The following is a 14,424-nucleotide window of genomic DNA, read 5'->3' as shown; positions in this document are numbered from 1 at the left end:
GTAGCGATTTCGAAGTCGATTAGAACGTTCGCAGGTCGCCGTTCACGGCGCGCTCCGTGATGTTCGTCACGTTCGCCAGTTCTTCGTCCACGATGGCGACGATGTCGTCTTCGATGTCGGCGAGGGTGACGCCCGGCTCGGTGACGACCTTCGCGTCCGCAACGTGCGGTTCGTCGATTGGGCGGCCGATTTGGGACAGCAGGCGAACCCGCATGTCGCGGATGCCGTCGACCTCCGCGACAACCGTTTCAGCGATGTTGGTGCTAAGCAGGTTGTAAATCTTCCCGATGTGGTTGACCGGGTTTTTCCCGCTCGTCGCTTCCATGCTCATCGAGCGATTCGGCGTGATGAGACCGTTCGCGCGGTTACCGCGCCCGACGGAACCGTCGTCGCCCATCTCGGCGCTCGTGCCGGTCGTGGTGAGGTAGATGCTGTCCTCGGCGTCGGCGGTGTTGACGTGGACGCTCACTTCCCGGTCGGTGTACTCTTCTGCGACGCCGTGAACGTAGTCGCGGACGTTCTCCACCATCTCGTCGTACTCGTCGCGATTGTCGATGTACGAGTCCACCATCGCGGCGGCGACGGTTACGTCGATGGAATCTCGCTCCCGTTTGCCCATGATTTTCACGTCCGGGCCGAGCGCGGGATATTCCGCGACGAACTCGTCGTTGAGTCGGTCTTCGGCGTTCAAGACGATTTGTTCGGTTTCGCTGAGCGGCGCGTGGCCGACGCCGAAACTCGTGTCGTTCGCCATCGGAACCGTTGCGCCGTTCTCGGAGAAAACACTCTGGAGGTCGCCACTCCCCTCACCGAGTTTAACGTCGAGAATGACGTCCGTGCCGACGTCGAGCTCGGGAATATTCTCGTTCAGATAGTCGCGGGCCGCTTTCAGTGCTATAGTGTCGGTCGGAATTTTGGTGCCTTCGTACTCCTTGGTCGCGCGGCCGGTGAGGAGGATGTAGATGGGTTCGACCATTTCACCGCCGCCGAACTGCGGGTTCGAACTGCCCGCGACGAGTTGCGTTTCGTCCGTATTGTAGTGAAGCACCTTGCCGACGCGGTCGAGATACGCCTGCGAGAGAGCGCTAGAAACTGCCTCCGCGATACCGTCGCAGATAGAGTCGGGGTGGCCGATTCCCTTTCGCTCGACGATTTCGATGTCCTGGTCTTCGACTGCCCGGCGGTCAATCGGCTCTACCTGAATGTTCCGCTCTGTCATCATCTCAGGTTCTCAGTCACGGATTCTATAACTTGCGGAAACGCTCCGGCGTGCCAGTATTACTCTCCCGTATCACCGAGCAAGAGACCGAGGTACGATGTCCGAATCTGTTCCTCCGGGTCGAGGTTCAATTCTTCGAGCACATCGTAGACCCCGTCACGAACCGACTCCACGTCGTTCTCCTTCGCCTCGGCTTCGACCTCCACGAACTCGCCGAGTCCCGTCACCGAATCGAGCGTGACGACGTAACCGTCTATTTCGAATCGTTCGCGCTCCTTGTGGACGGTTTCGGTCGCGTCGAATCCCAGTGCGGACAACAGTGCGTCCACTGTGTTGCCATCGCCGACGACGGTTTCGTGTTCCTTGCGCGTCTTCGACTCTTCTTCAACCAGCGGCCCTTTGTAAGTCACGACCTCGACAGTTTCGTCGTTCCCCGCCTCCCGGCGGACCCGGAGGGCTTCGTCCGTCTCCGCGAAATCGCGGTGTGGCGCGTCGTAGTAGGAGTCCTCTTGCGTGACCATGCCGAGCGGATTCGCACTGAGTTCGTTCAGTCGGTTCCGAACCTGCTCGTGGTCGGCGCGAACCTTCACTTCGACCTCGTACATGTTCGGGGGGATGGTTGGAACGGTCAAAAGATGTGCGGGAGCGTTGGATGACGGATGACCGACAACAGCTACGCGGTTCTCGGCGTTTCATCTCCCGCCGTACCTCTGCTCGAAGACTCCTCGATACCGAGATACTCCGCGAGGGTTCGCAGGTCGCTCGGGTCGCGGTCGAACGACTGTACGTCGTTCTCCGCGACCGTGTTGTCGAATTTTAGGGACCGATACTGGTCAGCACCCATCGGGATGAACGGGATTGGGCCAGCGAGGCGCAAGCCGATTCCGGCGAGCGGCATCGGAATCGGAAGGATGACGACCGATTTCCCCTCGGCGCGATAGGCGAGTTTCGCCACGTCGGCGAGGGTGAGAACTTCCGGTCCGCCCAACTCGACCGTCTCCCCGATGTGCGATTCGTCTTGCACGCAGTCGGCCAGTATCGGCGCGAGGTCGCCGACCCAGACGGGTTGGAAACGCGTCTTACCGCCGCCCGGAAGTCCGGTCACGTAGGGCGTGGTCAGTACCTTCGTGAACGAGAGGAACTCGCCGCCGTCGCCGAACACGACCGAGGGACGAACGAGAACCCAGTCGAGCGACGAATCCCGCACGACTTGCTCGGCGTTTCCTTTCGCCCGAATGTAGGCGGTTTGCCCGTTCGAATCCGCGTCGAGGGCGCTCATCTGGACGAGTTTCTGCACGCCGCGTTCCTCGCAGGCCCGGACGACGTGTTTCGTCCCGCCGAGATGAATCTCCTCGTGGCCCGGGCCGGAAGGCTGAAACAACGGGGAGAGCGCGACGAGGTTAACTACGGCATCCTGTTCCGCGAACGCCCCGTCGATTGATTCGTAGTCGGTCACGTCACCCGAAACTGTCTCGACGCCAGCAGGGAGGTCTGCCTTGTCCGGCGAGCGCGCGAGTACGGTCACGTCGTGCTGGCGCGCGTCGAGTTCTTTCGTGAGGGCCGTTCCGACGAAACCACTGCCGCCGACGATGAGTACTCGCATACCCACCGGTTCGATGCACTGGGGCTTTACGTCACCCCCTGACGCGTTGGACACGGTCTGTCGTCGGGCGAGGAAAACGGCTGACACCCACAACGTTAACCCCGAATCCGGGCGAACACCCGCGCGTATGATTACCGCAGACAGGATGGCCGTGGTAGACCGAAACGCCGAGGCGCTCGGCGTCCCGCGCAAGCAGTTAATGGAGTCGAGCGGCAACGCAATTGCCCGCGAAGCAGGGAAAGTCGTCGAACCGGGTGAGAAAATAGTTATCGTCGCAGGACGCGGGAACAACGGCGGGGACGCCTTCGCCGCAGTTCGGTTTCTAGACGAGTACGACGTATCGGTACATCTGCTCGGGCGGGCCGAAACCATCGGGACGGACATCGCCCGCGAGAACTGGGAGGCGCTCCAGCAGTCGGAGTACGACACGACGGAGGTGACCGACTCTCAAAACATCGATTTGCCCGATTGCGACCTCATCGTGGACGCCATGCTCGGAACCGGCGTGACCGGCGCGCTCCGCGAACCGGAGGCGACCGTCGCCGAGAAAATCAACGAATCCAATGCGACTGTTCTCGCGGCGGACGTGCCGTCGGGAATCAACGCGGATACCGGAGACGCGGAGGGCACGTCGGTCGAAGCAGATCGGGTCGTCACCTTCCACGACACGAAACCCGGACTCGCGGATTTGGACGGCGACGTGACCGTCGCGGACATCGGGATCCCGTCCGGCGCGGAGAAATTCGTTGGCCTGGGCGACCTCCACAGCGTTCGCGGCGACGTGGGCGGTCGCGTGTTCGTCGTCGGCGGCGGGCCGTACACGGGCGCGCCAGCGCTCGCTGGACAGTCGGCATTGCGTGCGGGGGCAGATCTCTCGTTCGTCGCCGCACCCGACACCGTGGCGGGCGAAATTCAGGGCTACGCGGAAGACCTCATCGTGCAACCCTACGAGGGCAACCGACTGTCGCCAGAAAAGGTCACCGACCTGCTCGAAACGGCGGAGTCGTACGACGACACGGTCGTCCTCGGGCCGGGACTGGGGAACGCAGACGAAACGATCGAGGCGGCGGTGCAGTTCCTCGAATCGTTTTCGGGGCGAGCGGTCGTCGATGCCGATGCACTTCCCGCGGTTCCTGACCTCGATACGGACGCGACGTTGGTCTGCACGCCGAACCGCAAGGAGCTCGCGGAACTGGGTGGCCCGGAGGCGGACGACCTGCGCGAGGTGACCGACGAAATCGAGGCGCTCGCGGACGAACTCGGTCACGTCGTGCTGGCGAAGGGCGCGACGGACGTGATTTCGGACGGCGAGCGGACGCGAGTCGTCCGAACGGGCAACACCGGGATGAAAGTCGGCGGAACCGGCGACGTGCTGGCCGGAATCGTCGCCGGACTGTTCGGAACCGCCGACGCCTTCGATTCGGCCTGCGTCGGTTCCTACGTCAACGGGCGGGCGGGCGACCTGCTGTACGGTGAGTACGGTGAGGGTTTGCTCGCTTCCGATATGTTGGAGGCGGTACCGCGCGCAATTTGGGGTGATGACGATGTGTAAGAACGCGACGGATAGGAACGAGGACGACGGGCGCTCGACGGACGAAAAGCTGACCCACACAGACGATAACGGCGACGTTCAGATGGTGAACGTGGGCGAGAAACCGGACACCGCCAGACGAGCGGTCGCAGAAGGTGAGATTCACCTTCAGCAGTCAACAGTCGAGGCGATTCGGGACAACGACGTAAAAAAGGGCGACGTGCTGGCAACCGCGCGAATCGGTGCGGTGCAGGCGGTCAAACACACGTGGGAGACGATTCCGATGTGTCACCAAATACCGATTACGAACGTGGACACCGATTTCTCCGTGCACGCCGACCGCGCGGTGCTCACGGTCGCCGTCGAGACGACCGGAAAAACCGGCTGTGAGATGGAGGCGTTGGAGGGCGTCACGACCGGATTGAACGTCGTCTGGGATATGGTGAAAGCCGCGGAAAAAAACGCGGACGGGAACTATCCCGACACCGCGATTCGAAACGTTCGAGTTGTGGAGAAGGAAAAACGGTCGGATTCGAAATAAAGGAGCGCGACGAAGCTCACGCGACGGACGAACGCTCGTCTTCTGCTGGCGCGAGATACTCCGCCCCCCAGTCACGCATGGCGAAGATAACCGGTCGCAGTGATTTTCCGATACGGGTCAGCGAATATTCGACGCGAACCGGTTTCTCGCTCACGATGTCGCGATTGACGAGCCGTTTTTGTTCCAAATCGCTCAGGCTGTCCGAGAGCACTTTGCTCGAAACACCGTCCACCTCCTCTTTGAGTGCGTTGAATCCCGATGGGCCGTTCTGTAGCAGTCGGTGGACGATGACGGGATGCCACTTCTTTCCGACGAGGTTCGCCGTCGTGGTAATGGGACACCAATCTTCGCCAGCACACCACATCTCCAACTGTTCCGGTTCGTCGCTCATGGGATAATCGAGGAACTCGACCGGCAAAAAGTTACGTTTCGAAACCGACTTACGATACGTAATTAGCCTCATCGATTTCTCCGGAAACGGACGTCGATTGTAGTTTCTTCGAAGGCGAAATCGACGATACGGAAAACGCGACGGCAGGAATAGACGGAAGATAGTTTCCACCGAAAGCTTATAATCCGACCGCCCCCTATCGAATACCGTCGAAGTTTGACAATTGGTAACACTTATCACTACCTGGTTGCTACCTACTACCGTAGGGTAAGTCGATAACGACACGCTACTCACTAGTATGACCCCGAGCACACACGAAGCAGACGACACCCGAGAAGGTCGGGACGACGACCGATACGCCGAACTGGAAGTCCAAGACGACGCGGTGTTAATCTACGACCGGAAAAACAACACCGCGTGGATTCGCTCGAACGGGGCCGTAGCGCTTTCCTCGATGATTTAGGCGGACGGAACCGCCGTCAAATCGCTCGCTTTTGCCCGCGATTGTTGGACGATGGACGGTCGAGCCTCGAATTCGACGACCACCTCGTCGTCGGTGTACGTCACGTCCTCGACGCGACCGTGGTCGTGAACCCACGAAACGACGCTCATTGTTTCGTCGGTCATCGGCATAACCAACCGTTCAAACTGCCAATCGGGAAGTTCGATGTCGATGCGCCGCTTCAGTTCGTTGATGTTCGTTCCCCCTCGTCCGCTGATAGCCACCGGATTCGGCGCGAGTGCGGACAGAGCCTTGCGTTTTTCTTCGAGTTCCTCGTCGCTCACGGCGTCGATTTTGTTCAGTACCGTGACGATGGGCGCCTGATTTCGCTCGTACAGCGTATCGTGGCAGGTGACGAGTTTCTCACGGATTTCGTCTATCGGCTCGCTCACGTCCACGACGAGCAGGACGAGGTCGGCGTAGTACACCGCATCCAGCGTCGATTTGAACGATTCGACCAGCCAGTGCGGCAGGTCGCTGATAAAGCCGACCGTATCCGTGACGAGTACGTCTCGCCGGTCGATTGCCGCCTTTCGCGTGGTCGTCCCGAGGGTGGTGAACAGCCGGTCTTCGGACTCCGCGGTCGGATCTAAATCCGGGTGGAGGTCGTCGTTCGCCCCGATTTCTAGCTCCTCGGCGACCTGCTGGAGCAGGGTAGATTTCCCGGCGTTGGTGTAGCCGGCGAGCGCCACCAGGTCGAACCCGGACTCCCGGCGCTTCTGCCTACGGTCTGCTTCCTTGTCCGCGATGGCGTCGAGTTCGTCCTTGATTCGGCTTATCTGGTCTTTGATGTCCTGTTCGTGGCTCTCGTCGTACTCGCCGAGACCCATGAATCCGGGTCGCTCGTCGCGCTTCGCGAGACTCGTTTTCGCCTCGACTCGCGGGAGTTCGTACCGCAGTTCCGCCAGTTCGACCTGTAACTGCGCCTTGCGCGTCTGCGCGCGCTGGCCGAAGATTTCGAGGATGAGTCGGAATCGGTCGATTACCCGGGTTCCCTCGGGCAGTCGTTGGCCGAGGTTGTAGGTCTGATACGGGCCGAGTTGGTTATCGAAGACGACCAACTCAGCATCCGTCGCAGTTACGGTCTCGACGAGTTCCGCGACCTTTCCCTCGCCGAACTGGAGCGCGGCGTCCTCCTCGCGCGACTGCGTGAGTTCGCCAGCGACATCGTAGCCGGCGGCGCGGGTCAAGTCCCGAAGTTCGTCTGTGTGGGCAGTTCCTGTTTCTACTCGTTTTGCCAGTATCGCTTTCATAGGAGTAGTTTGCGAGCGGCGTACGCGGCGTGGTGTGCGGCCTGCACGGTTTCACGTTCAGCTATGCTCTCGACGTACTTAAATTCAGGTTCGAAGTGCTGTTCGACTATCCACTCGGGCTCCTCGTAAAACTCGCCGCGCTCGGCGACGACCGGGCAAGCAGGCGGGTTCGGGAGGTCACCGACCGCGTCAGCGACGAGTTCCGTGATGGCCGAAAGCGTCGGTCGCTCGCGACTAACAGCGAAGCCAATCCCTCGAATGTAATGAACGCGCGTCGTACCGACGGTCGCGTGGACGGCGGCGGCTACCATCAGGTATTCGCCGTCCTCTTCGTGACGGCCGCTGATGTCGATGCCGACCACGTCAACCGTGCCGGGCCTTCACTCCGATTCGTGCCACGTTTCCGTACACAGTCGCCCGTAAGCCGCGCTTGTTATTCAATCTCCCGCCGAAGTCGAAGGCGACGAGTCGTATCGATACGATTCGACTCTATTTGACCAAAACATGACACGATTCGGAATACACGTTAGCGCCCGTTGATTGGCGATACGTCTCCGAAATGGATGTTGCCGAGTGCCGACTTATCGATATACATAAACCACAAAATTCTTAACGTGTCGCTATCCTGAATCGGACGATGCAATTCGGGATAGAGCCACAACAACTCGGACTGGAGTTCGGAGGCGGTGCCTTCATCGGCGGCATCATCGGTTTCGCCGCGAAGAAGGTCGCCAAACTCGTCGCCGTCATCGTCGGCCTCGAGCTCGCCCTGTTCAAGTTCCTCGAATCACGCGGGATAATGTCTGTCGATTGGGATAAACTCTCGGCTGGAATGCTCAAATCGACCGAGACCGCACAGAGCGGCGCGCCGCCATCGTGGGTCACGACCCTCCTCTCGACGCTCTCCGTGAGCGCCGGATTCGTCGGCGGGTTCATGCTCGGCTTCAGAAAAGGATAGTTAGTTTACTGTTCCCGGTCGTCTCCTCGTCGATACCGTTCCCGCAGTCGATAGCCGGTTACGTCCCCGGACTCGTCCAGCGACACCGCGTACTGTCCGAGGATGTCCTGCGTGTCCGGAATCGAACTTCGCTCGACCATCTCGACGACGACTTGCCAACCGTCGTCGTCTTCGGCTATCTCGATGATTCCGTCGAGCGGGTGACCGACGAGGTCGCTGGCAACGTCCTCTATCGCCCCTCTGACGGCCATCACGTCGAACTCGCCGTTTTGATCTGCGCTACCGTCTGCTGTTTCTTCCGTCGCGTTTGCGTCGTCTGATTCCGCCTCTTGTTCACTCTGTTCAGTTTCTTGGCTCACGTCACTTTCCTCGTGTTCGCCACCATCGCTCTGGTTATCGTCATTCTGGCCGCCGTCGCTTTCCGAACCTTCGTCTATCGTCTCGTCGCTCGAATCGTGTTGGTGACAAAAACCGTCGTCTTGTGCCGGACGAGAGCATCGCTCGCCGTCCTCAGTGAGTGCCCGGCACTGCTCTGCTTCCGACATGGCGACGACGTGATTATGACGGTGCGACCTCGACTTCTTCGAGGCTGACATCGTCGGATGCCGTTGCTTGCTCTATCCTCGACATTTCCTTCGCGTAGTGCAGGAAGGTGTCGACGGATGCGACGACGACACGCGCTTCGACCGTCAGCACTTCGATACCGACGACGGAGATGCGTGCCCAAACGTCGATGACGACGCCTTTGTCGAGGATGCGATCCAAAACGTCTGCGAGACTGGAGGTGTCAGGTCCTGCTTGTACCATTGGTTATCGACGGGAGTTTGCTCCCGATGGTACGTAGTCGTGCAGAACCATATATCACGGTTGGGGCCGCCGTTGCAAGGGCTATTTAAGGCAAGTCAAAGCGAGAGAGCCGATATTCGGACAGTGAACGCCGAAAGCGGTCGAAATCACCATTTCGGAACTCGACCGCCGACCGAACGGCGAAAGAGGCGCACGAATTATCATTCTCCGTCCCGACTCGTTTCCGGGGGCAAACGATGAGCGAACAAGCAAACAAAGAAAACGACGAGTTCGACGACGTGCTTTCTCGCCTCGAAACGGCCGTCGAGGAGTCGCAGACCGGCGAGTCCACGGAACGCGACGAAACGAACCAGGCGTCTAAAACGAACGATGATGCGGAAGGGACCCCGTCGAACGGAGAATTGGACGTTCGCGGTGCGAGGGACGTGGGACGAACCGTCGCAGGGGAGTTGACCGATTCGCCACTCGATGGCGTCGTGGAAGTCGAACACCTCGATGAGGAGGGGTGGCGCGTCGTCGCGGAGGTCGTCGAGCGAAGTTCGATTCCGGACACGCAGGACATCCTCGGAAGGTACGTCATCAGCCTCGACGCGACGGGGAACGTCGAGGGGTACGGTCGGGCTGGACGATACCGGCGCGGGCGCTTCGACCACCAACGCGACGTTATCGTCGCCGATGAGGGCTGATGGGGGCAACCGTGACCGAGAACGAACGCGAAAACGCGCAGACGGTGTCGGAGCTACTCGAAAAAGCCGTACGGGAGGGGGTAAACGACGACCGGTCGGACGACAGAGCGAACGACCGGTCACTCGGTCGCAATCTCGGAGGGGCGGTCGGGTGTGGGCTCGGAATGCTCGTCGGGAGCAAACTCGGAAAATCGCTGGAAACGCGGCTCGAAGGCCGACGCGAAAGAGAGAAATCGGAGCCGTCGCACGAGAAACGCCTTCGAAAGCGCGTCCAAGACGCGTTAGAGGTGAGTGCGGAGGAGGCAAAACAAATCGTCGCCACTACGAACAGCCGCGGCGACGACGAAAGCGAAGGAGTCGAAGCACGCGATCGAACGGACGCCGAAAACGAAGGGGAACAACCGGGAGGCGAGGCTACGGAGGAAGCAGTCAAATCGGAAGGAAGCGGGAAAGAGACCGATGACGAAGCCGACGCCGAAAACGAGTCTAGCGGACGATCCGATGTAAACGACCTCTCCGACGACGACCTGCTGTCGTTGGCGAGCGACCTGCTCGACGAACTCGAACGAAGAAAAGCGGCGTAGTGATTCGATCGGACGTTAGGCGGAGACCGCGGCCCCCCGACGCGGAGCATCGGTTGGAACATCTTCGGCCTCGATTTCTCCGGCTTGGATGGCACCGATTTCCGCACAGTAGTGCAGGAACGTGTCTATCGATGCGACGACGACGCGCGCTTCGACGGTTATCAGTTCGAGTCCGACGACAGCGATACGCGCCCACAGGTCGATGACGATTCCTTTGTCGAGGATTCTGTCCAGTACCTCCGCCAAGTTCGAGGTGTTCGGTTCCTCTCTTGTCATTGTCCACCACCCCGCACACGCCCTACGAGACGAATCCACCTGAACGTTGAGGCTACCGGAGGGCGGTGTATCTCACACTGGAATCCGACGATTTGCGGCCAACGAGGCGCATGCTTGCAGTTTCCGCCACACGACTTATTAACGCACGCGACGTCACGTCACAGCAAGGGAAAGCGGACCCTACCACTAACGATGAGTTCGAACCGATACGTCTACGGAGTTGTCGAAAAGAGCGACTTCGAATTCGATGCCGATGCCGTCGCTGGCGCAGACCGAGTGTACACTGTGGATTACCGGTCGCTTTCCGCGGTCGTCTCGGACATCGACACTACCGACCCCGAACGAACCGACGAGGACAGCAAAGCCCACGACGAAGTTCTTCGACAAGTGCTCGAACGCGACGACGTCGGCGCTGTCGTCCCGATGCAGTTCGGCATGGCGTTCAAGGACAGTCGTACGCTGAAAAGCGTCCTCCGAAGTGCGATGCGGGCGTTCAGAAAAGCCCTCCGCGAGGTTGACGGACACGTCGAACTCGGCGTCAAACTCGTCGCCGACGAAGATGCAGAGTTCTCGCGAGACGACGTCCGTGAAGACGTGGGAGAACGGCTCTCGACCCTCGCGGAAAGCGAGACGGAAGACGACCTGTTCAGCGACCGACTCGTCTTGAATCGCTCGTATCTCGTCGCGATGGACGATCGCGAAGCGTTCGATGATACGGTCGACGAGGTGCGCGAGGAGTACGACGACCTCACCGTTCAGTACACGGGTCCGTGGGCACCGTACAACTTCGTGGACATCCATATCGGGGCACAGCGATGATTCTCGTCGACGACTTGCTGTTCAGGCCGCTCGTGTCCATCGCCGACGTGTTACACTCGCTGGCGGTAGACGAGATGTACGACGTAGAGGGGGTACAGGACGAACTCAAGGAGACGCACCTGCTGTACGAACTCGGCGAGTTGTCGCACGAGGAATACGAACAGCAGAAAGCGAACCTCGAAGAACGACTCGAAATAGCGGAGGAAGCCCTCGAACGACTGCGGAGCGGGAAAGTCGAGGTAAAACGATAATGGGACTCATCAACCGACTGGCTCGATTGGCGAACGCGCTATCCGAGGACAGCACGACGAGAACGCACACTGGAGAAATCGGCGGCACCGGCGGGCGAATCAGCTATGCGGTATCGCTCGGCCCGACAGAGTCGAAGCCTCCGCGCCAGCAGACGCACCGCCCGAAATACCTGACGAACGTTCGGGAAGAAGAAGACGACCTCGTCGTCGCCGCAATCGACCTTCCGGGAGTGTCGGAAGACGACCTCTCGGTCACGTTCGACGACGGGACGAACATGGTGGTGATCCGAGACGCGGAACGACCGATAAAGCGCCTCGGATTGGAATGGGAAGACGCCGTCATCGAGAAAGCGACGTACAACAACCAGATACTCGAATTACGGATCGGGGGGGACACCCGAGATGGATAGAAACCGACTCGAATCATTTACGAAGGACGTACAAAACGGAGTTAGCCGTCTCGAATCGACGTTCGAGTCGTCGGACTCGTTCGAAGAGGTGTCGGTGGAAGCGACGAATCTCTGGGAGCTACTGGACGAAGGCGAAGACGTACTCGACGAACTCGATTTGACCAACCTGCCGGACATCGTCGATGCGGGAGACGTGTCGAAGGCCATCGACGTAGAAGACCTACCCGATGCGATTTCGAAGGGCGACCCGAAGGAGGCCATCGACACCGTAGGACTCATCAGAGCGATCGAACTCCGCGAACTGTGGAGTTCGACGGATATGCGGAAACTCTGGCGGGAAGCGCGCGAGTTCGATGACGCCGTTTCCGATTTCACGGGCGATTCGGACGACGGTGACGCCGACGACGGGATGTTGTCGGGGATGGACGCCGGCATCGATGCGGATGTGGGCGGCCCCGGCATTGACACCGAGATGGACTCCGAACTGTACCAGTCGAAAATACAGTCGGAACTCCACGACAGCGTCGAATCGTTCCGCGAGAAACTACTGGAAACGCGCAACGAACTCGCCACAATCAAGGCGGAAAACGAGTCGAAGGGGAACGTCGGACAACCCAACTCCCGCAACCCGACGGCGGTCTCCACGATGGGGGGTTCGCGTCCTGACATGGGAAAATCCACGCACTTTTCGACCGTGCCGAAGGAGACGCGATACTCCTCGGCCCCGAACTCGAAACGAATCTACGGAACTTGGTTCGAGGAGGAAGACGATGCGTGAAACCGGACCGACGCGTAGCCAGTCCGACCTCGCGGAGATGCTCGAACTGCTGTTGGACAAGGGCGTCGTCATCAACGCCGACATCGTCGTGACGGTCGGCGAAACCGAACTGCTCGGCGTGAAACTCCGAGCCGCCATCGCGTCGTTCGAGACGGCGGCGCAGTACGGACTCGAGTTTCCGGAGGGCACCGACATGGAGCGCGTCAACGAAGTCGCGGGCGTGGAGGAACTCGCCGAAACTGAAACCGTCTCCGTCGAAGCGAGCAGTGACGATTCCGGCGAATTAGAGGGAGAAGACGAACAGAGGTCGGGAGACGCGGAGAGCGCGGAAGCCGAAGACGCGGAAAACGACGAGGACGCCGACGACACCGAAAACGAAGAGGAAATTACGCAGACAGCGGAGGCGGAGCATGACGGCGATTGAAATAGACGAGGACGACGCCGGAAAGGGACTCATCTCGCTGGTCGTCACGGTGGTCGAACTGCTGGTCGATGCGCTGGAGCGCGAGGCGGTTCGGCGGATGGAGTACGACGACCTCTCTCCGGAGGAAATCGAACGACTCGGGTCGCAGTTGCTCGCACTGGAATCCGAAATCGAGCGCCTCAAAGAGTCGGAAAACATTGAGCGCGAGGTAGAAAACCTTCGAGGCGACTTAGACGACCTGCTGACGGACGCGCTGGTCGATGTCGCGAACCGCGAACCCGGACTGGAGGGATTCGGTGACTGAGCAGGCCGAGGAGTTCGAGGTGGGGCGCTATCTCTACTGCGTGGTCGCAGTAGACGAAGAGAGCCCGGACGACGATTCACTTTCCATATCGGGAATCGACGGGGAACCCGTCTCGGTACTCGCGGAAAACGGCGTCGGAGCGGTCGTTCAGGGGTGCGAATCCCCATACGACACGGACGACCTCGAAACCGTGCGCGACTGGTTGCTAACCCATCAGGAGGTCGTAGACACCGCCGGGCAGACCTTCGGAACGCCGCTTCCGTTCCGCTTCGATACGATTCTGAAGGGCGACGACGAGCGCGTTCGAACGTGGATTGCCGACCAGAAGGAGACGCTCGAACGCCATCTTTCGGAGTTCGAGGGTCACTGGGAGTACCGCGTCGGCGTGGCGTGGGACGAAGAGCGCGTCCGCGAGGAACTCGAATCGGAGGACGAGGAGTTAGCCGACCTGCGCGAACAAATCGAGGCGTCGGAAGAGGGAACCGCCTTCCTCCTCGAAAAGCAGTACGACAATCGAATCCGCGACCTTCGGCAGTCGCGCAAAGAGGGGTTGACGAACCGCCTTCGTGACGGCCTCGACCCGCTGGTGCGGGAGTTCGACGTGTTAGATTCCGGCAGCGGAGTCCTGGACGGCGGCACGTCCGACGAAGTGGTACAGATCGCGTTCCTCGCGGACGAGGAACGCGAAACCGACATCGGTGGCGTCCTCGATGACATCGCTGACGACCCGGGCGTCGAAGTGCGATTTACCGGGCCGTGGCCACCCTACTCGTTCGTGCCGGAGTTGGACGCATGAAACCGACGAAAGACGACCACGCCGTCGTAGACCTGCTCGACGTGCTTCTTCGGGACGGTGCGATCATACAGGCAGACGTGGTCATCACCGTCGCGGATATTCCGCTGGTTGGCCTTAGCCTTCGTGCCGCGATCGCCGGAATGACTACGATGACCGACTACGGCTACTTCGAGGAGTGGGACGAGCTACAGCGTAAACTCGCCGAGGCACCCGACGACCATCCACTGCTTCCGGGGAAGGGCTGAGGCGGATTCCACCGCGATTTTCCATCGTATAAGCGACCTGCACTGG

23 protein-coding genes are annotated in these 14,424 nt (G+C 60.1%); 14 read left to right on the top strand and 9 right to left on the bottom strand.

Annotated elements, in window-relative coordinates:
- Window positions 1–19: 19 nt before the first annotated feature.
- The 3 genes from LIX15_RS00540 to LIX15_RS00530 all read right to left on the bottom strand — a co-directional run bounded on the left by LIX15_RS00540 (window position 20) and on the right by LIX15_RS00530 (window position 2,822).
- Entirely contained in the window at window positions 20–1,219 is a 1,200-nt protein-coding gene (locus tag LIX15_RS00540) for a methionine adenosyltransferase (RefSeq protein WP_227776945.1), read from the bottom strand.
- Window positions 1,220–1,278: 59 nt separating this feature from the next.
- Window positions 1,279–1,824, bottom strand: a complete 546-nt coding sequence (cyaB, locus tag LIX15_RS00535) for a class IV adenylate cyclase (protein ID WP_227775569.1) — start codon at window positions 1,822–1,824, stop codon at window positions 1,279–1,281.
- A 68-nt stretch (window positions 1,825–1,892) separates the two neighbouring features.
- Window positions 1,893–2,822, bottom strand: coding sequence for a complex I NDUFA9 subunit family protein (locus tag LIX15_RS00530; protein ID WP_227776944.1), 930 nt, complete (start codon window positions 2,820–2,822; stop codon window positions 1,893–1,895).
- 127 nt (window positions 2,823–2,949) lie between these two features.
- Here LIX15_RS00530 and LIX15_RS00525 point away from each other — a divergent pair, with 127 nt between their 5' ends.
- Together LIX15_RS00525 and moaC are read left to right on the top strand one after the other, a co-directional pair.
- The gene (locus tag LIX15_RS00525) at window positions 2,950–4,374 is read left to right on the top strand and encodes an NAD(P)H-hydrate dehydratase (protein WP_227775568.1); all 1,425 of its coding nucleotides are present in this window, start codon (window positions 2,950–2,952) and stop codon (window positions 4,372–4,374) included.
- Window positions 4,367–4,894: a cyclic pyranopterin monophosphate synthase MoaC gene (gene moaC / locus LIX15_RS00520; RefSeq protein ID WP_227775567.1), complete on the top strand. Its 528-nt coding sequence runs from the start codon at window positions 4,367–4,369 to the stop codon at window positions 4,892–4,894. Before LIX15_RS00525 ends, moaC begins: the two co-directional genes overlap by 8 nt.
- A gap of 16 nt (window positions 4,895–4,910) precedes the next feature.
- On the opposite strand, the gene LIX15_RS00515 is transcribed toward moaC, so the two are convergent.
- Window positions 4,911–5,285 (bottom strand): winged helix-turn-helix transcriptional regulator, encoded by a 375-nt coding sequence (locus LIX15_RS00515; protein ID WP_227775566.1) that lies wholly within the window; start codon window positions 5,283–5,285, stop codon window positions 4,911–4,913.
- 298 nt (window positions 5,286–5,583) lie between these two features.
- Between LIX15_RS00515 and LIX15_RS00510 the strand changes: the two genes are divergently transcribed.
- The gene (locus LIX15_RS00510; protein WP_227775565.1) at window positions 5,584–5,748 is read left to right on the top strand and encodes a DUF7331 family protein; all 165 of its coding nucleotides are present in this window, start codon (window positions 5,584–5,586) and stop codon (window positions 5,746–5,748) included.
- On the opposite strand, the gene hflX is transcribed toward LIX15_RS00510, so the two are convergent.
- Together hflX and LIX15_RS00500 are read right to left on the bottom strand one after the other, a co-directional pair.
- Window positions 5,745–7,040 (bottom strand): GTPase HflX, encoded by a 1,296-nt coding sequence (gene hflX, locus LIX15_RS00505; RefSeq protein ID WP_227775564.1) that lies wholly within the window; start codon window positions 7,038–7,040, stop codon window positions 5,745–5,747. The genes LIX15_RS00510 and hflX overlap by 4 nt on opposite strands.
- The gene (locus LIX15_RS00500; RefSeq protein WP_345410668.1) at window positions 7,037–7,393 is read right to left on the bottom strand and encodes a DUF2209 family protein; all 357 of its coding nucleotides are present in this window, start codon (window positions 7,391–7,393) and stop codon (window positions 7,037–7,039) included. Before LIX15_RS00500 ends, hflX begins: the two co-directional genes overlap by 4 nt.
- 284 nt (window positions 7,394–7,677) lie before the next feature.
- On the opposite strand from LIX15_RS00500, the gene LIX15_RS00495 reads away from it, so the two are divergent.
- On the top strand, window positions 7,678–7,998 hold the full coding sequence (locus tag LIX15_RS00495; protein ID WP_227775562.1) for an FUN14 domain-containing protein: 321 nt from the start codon (window positions 7,678–7,680) through the stop codon (window positions 7,996–7,998).
- A 5-nt stretch (window positions 7,999–8,003) separates the two neighbouring features.
- Here LIX15_RS00495 and gvpO (LIX15_RS00490) read toward each other — a convergent pair whose 3' ends face one another.
- Window positions 8,004–8,543 carry a gas vesicle protein GvpO, halophile-type gene (gene gvpO / locus LIX15_RS00490; protein ID WP_227775561.1) on the bottom strand — a complete coding sequence of 180 codons (540 nt, stop codon included), beginning with the start codon at window positions 8,541–8,543 and terminating at the stop codon, window positions 8,004–8,006.
- Window positions 8,544–8,556: 13 nt separating this feature from the next.
- Entirely contained in the window at window positions 8,557–8,805 is a 249-nt protein-coding gene (gvpA, locus tag LIX15_RS00485; RefSeq protein WP_049970405.1) for a gas vesicle protein GvpA, read from the bottom strand.
- Window positions 8,806–9,041: 236 nt separating this feature from the next.
- Between gvpA (LIX15_RS00485) and gvpO (LIX15_RS00480) the strand changes: the two genes are divergently transcribed.
- Together gvpO (LIX15_RS00480) and LIX15_RS00475 are read left to right on the top strand one after the other, a co-directional pair.
- Window positions 9,042–9,491, top strand: a complete 450-nt coding sequence (gvpO, locus tag LIX15_RS00480) for a gas vesicle protein GvpO (protein ID WP_227775560.1) — start codon at window positions 9,042–9,044, stop codon at window positions 9,489–9,491.
- Complete coding sequence (locus tag LIX15_RS00475) at window positions 9,491–10,075, top strand: hypothetical protein (protein WP_227775559.1); 585 nt, start codon at window positions 9,491–9,493, stop codon at window positions 10,073–10,075. The genes gvpO (LIX15_RS00480) and LIX15_RS00475 overlap by 1 nt, the downstream gene beginning before the upstream one ends.
- 15 nt (window positions 10,076–10,090) lie before the next feature.
- On the opposite strand, the gene gvpA (LIX15_RS00470) is transcribed toward LIX15_RS00475, so the two are convergent.
- Window positions 10,091–10,351 (bottom strand): gas vesicle protein GvpA, encoded by a 261-nt coding sequence (gvpA, locus tag LIX15_RS00470; protein WP_227775558.1) that lies wholly within the window; start codon window positions 10,349–10,351, stop codon window positions 10,091–10,093.
- Between the two features lie 192 nt (window positions 10,352–10,543).
- On the opposite strand from gvpA (LIX15_RS00470), the gene LIX15_RS00465 reads away from it, so the two are divergent.
- From LIX15_RS00465 to gvpM, 8 genes are read left to right on the top strand one after another with little or no spacing between them, the layout of a single operon-like run.
- Window positions 10,544–11,170, top strand: a complete 627-nt coding sequence (locus tag LIX15_RS00465; protein WP_227775557.1) for a GvpL/GvpF family gas vesicle protein — start codon at window positions 10,544–10,546, stop codon at window positions 11,168–11,170.
- Window positions 11,167–11,421, top strand: coding sequence for a gas vesicle protein GvpG (gvpG, locus tag LIX15_RS00460; protein WP_227775556.1), 255 nt, complete (start codon window positions 11,167–11,169; stop codon window positions 11,419–11,421). Before LIX15_RS00465 ends, gvpG begins: the two co-directional genes overlap by 4 nt.
- Window positions 11,421–11,831, top strand: a complete 411-nt coding sequence (gvpH, locus tag LIX15_RS00455) for a gas vesicle protein GvpH (RefSeq protein ID WP_227775555.1) — start codon at window positions 11,421–11,423, stop codon at window positions 11,829–11,831. Before gvpG ends, gvpH begins: the two co-directional genes overlap by 1 nt.
- Entirely contained in the window at window positions 11,824–12,609 is a 786-nt protein-coding gene (locus tag LIX15_RS00450) for a hypothetical protein (RefSeq protein ID WP_227775554.1), read from the top strand. The genes gvpH and LIX15_RS00450 overlap by 8 nt, the downstream gene beginning before the upstream one ends.
- Complete coding sequence (gene gvpJ, locus LIX15_RS00445) at window positions 12,602–13,033, top strand: gas vesicle protein GvpJ (protein ID WP_227775553.1); 432 nt, start codon at window positions 12,602–12,604, stop codon at window positions 13,031–13,033. Before LIX15_RS00450 ends, gvpJ begins: the two co-directional genes overlap by 8 nt.
- Window positions 13,020–13,337, top strand: coding sequence for a gas vesicle protein GvpK (gene gvpK, locus LIX15_RS00440; protein WP_227775552.1), 318 nt, complete (start codon window positions 13,020–13,022; stop codon window positions 13,335–13,337). The genes gvpJ and gvpK overlap by 14 nt, the downstream gene beginning before the upstream one ends.
- On the top strand, window positions 13,294–14,133 hold the full coding sequence (gvpL, locus tag LIX15_RS00435) for a gas vesicle protein GvpL (RefSeq protein ID WP_227775551.1): 840 nt from the start codon (window positions 13,294–13,296) through the stop codon (window positions 14,131–14,133). The genes gvpK and gvpL overlap by 44 nt, the downstream gene beginning before the upstream one ends.
- Window positions 14,130–14,378, top strand: a complete 249-nt coding sequence (gvpM, locus tag LIX15_RS00430) for a gas vesicle protein GvpM (RefSeq protein WP_227775550.1) — start codon at window positions 14,130–14,132, stop codon at window positions 14,376–14,378. Before gvpL ends, gvpM begins: the two co-directional genes overlap by 4 nt.
- The last annotated feature ends 46 nt before the right edge of the window (window positions 14,379–14,424 follow it).

The sequence above is a fragment of the Haladaptatus pallidirubidus genome (assembly GCF_020700235.1).
Classification (GTDB): Archaea; Halobacteriota; Halobacteria; order Halobacteriales; family Haladaptataceae; genus Haladaptatus; species Haladaptatus pallidirubidus.
This window is presented reverse-complemented; position numbering and strand designations above follow the sequence as displayed.

What these genes read in the sequence shown, in the direction of transcription:
- LIX15_RS00540 (WP_227776945.1), bottom strand. Translation starts at nt 1,219, where the DNA reads ATGACAGAGCGGAACATTCAGGTAGAGCCGATTGACCGCCGGGCAGTC.
- cyaB (WP_227775569.1), bottom strand. Translation starts at nt 1,824, where the DNA reads ATGTACGAGGTCGAAGTGAAGGTTCGCGCCGACCACGAGCAGGTTCGG.
- LIX15_RS00530 (WP_227776944.1), bottom strand. Translation starts at nt 2,822, where the DNA reads ATGCGAGTACTCATCGTCGGCGGCAGTGGTTTCGTCGGAACGGCCCTC.
- LIX15_RS00525 (WP_227775568.1), top strand. Translation starts at nt 2,950, where the DNA reads ATGATTACCGCAGACAGGATGGCCGTGGTAGACCGAAACGCCGAGGCG.
- moaC (WP_227775567.1), top strand. Translation starts at nt 4,367, where the DNA reads ATGTGTAAGAACGCGACGGATAGGAACGAGGACGACGGGCGCTCGACG.
- LIX15_RS00515 (WP_227775566.1), bottom strand. Translation starts at nt 5,285, where the DNA reads ATGAGCGACGAACCGGAACAGTTGGAGATGTGGTGTGCTGGCGAAGAT.
- LIX15_RS00510 (WP_227775565.1), top strand. Translation starts at nt 5,584, where the DNA reads ATGACCCCGAGCACACACGAAGCAGACGACACCCGAGAAGGTCGGGAC.
- hflX (WP_227775564.1), bottom strand. Translation starts at nt 7,040, where the DNA reads ATGAAAGCGATACTGGCAAAACGAGTAGAAACAGGAACTGCCCACACA.
- LIX15_RS00495 (WP_227775562.1), top strand. Translation starts at nt 7,678, where the DNA reads ATGCAATTCGGGATAGAGCCACAACAACTCGGACTGGAGTTCGGAGGC.
- gvpO (WP_227775561.1), bottom strand. Translation starts at nt 8,543, where the DNA reads ATGTCGGAAGCAGAGCAGTGCCGGGCACTCACTGAGGACGGCGAGCGA.
- gvpA (WP_049970405.1), bottom strand. Translation starts at nt 8,805, where the DNA reads ATGGTACAAGCAGGACCTGACACCTCCAGTCTCGCAGACGTTTTGGAT.
- gvpO (WP_227775560.1), top strand. Translation starts at nt 9,042, where the DNA reads ATGAGCGAACAAGCAAACAAAGAAAACGACGAGTTCGACGACGTGCTT.
- LIX15_RS00475 (WP_227775559.1), top strand. Translation starts at nt 9,491, where the DNA reads ATGGGGGCAACCGTGACCGAGAACGAACGCGAAAACGCGCAGACGGTG.
- gvpA (WP_227775558.1), bottom strand. Translation starts at nt 10,351, where the DNA reads ATGACAAGAGAGGAACCGAACACCTCGAACTTGGCGGAGGTACTGGAC.
- LIX15_RS00465 (WP_227775557.1), top strand. Translation starts at nt 10,544, where the DNA reads ATGAGTTCGAACCGATACGTCTACGGAGTTGTCGAAAAGAGCGACTTC.
- gvpG (WP_227775556.1), top strand. Translation starts at nt 11,167, where the DNA reads ATGATTCTCGTCGACGACTTGCTGTTCAGGCCGCTCGTGTCCATCGCC.
- gvpH (WP_227775555.1), top strand. Translation starts at nt 11,421, where the DNA reads ATGGGACTCATCAACCGACTGGCTCGATTGGCGAACGCGCTATCCGAG.
- LIX15_RS00450 (WP_227775554.1), top strand. Translation starts at nt 11,824, where the DNA reads ATGGATAGAAACCGACTCGAATCATTTACGAAGGACGTACAAAACGGA.
- gvpJ (WP_227775553.1), top strand. Translation starts at nt 12,602, where the DNA reads ATGCGTGAAACCGGACCGACGCGTAGCCAGTCCGACCTCGCGGAGATG.
- gvpK (WP_227775552.1), top strand. Translation starts at nt 13,020, where the DNA reads ATGACGGCGATTGAAATAGACGAGGACGACGCCGGAAAGGGACTCATC.
- gvpL (WP_227775551.1), top strand. Translation starts at nt 13,294, where the DNA reads ATGTCGCGAACCGCGAACCCGGACTGGAGGGATTCGGTGACTGAGCAG.
- gvpM (WP_227775550.1), top strand. Translation starts at nt 14,130, where the DNA reads ATGAAACCGACGAAAGACGACCACGCCGTCGTAGACCTGCTCGACGTG.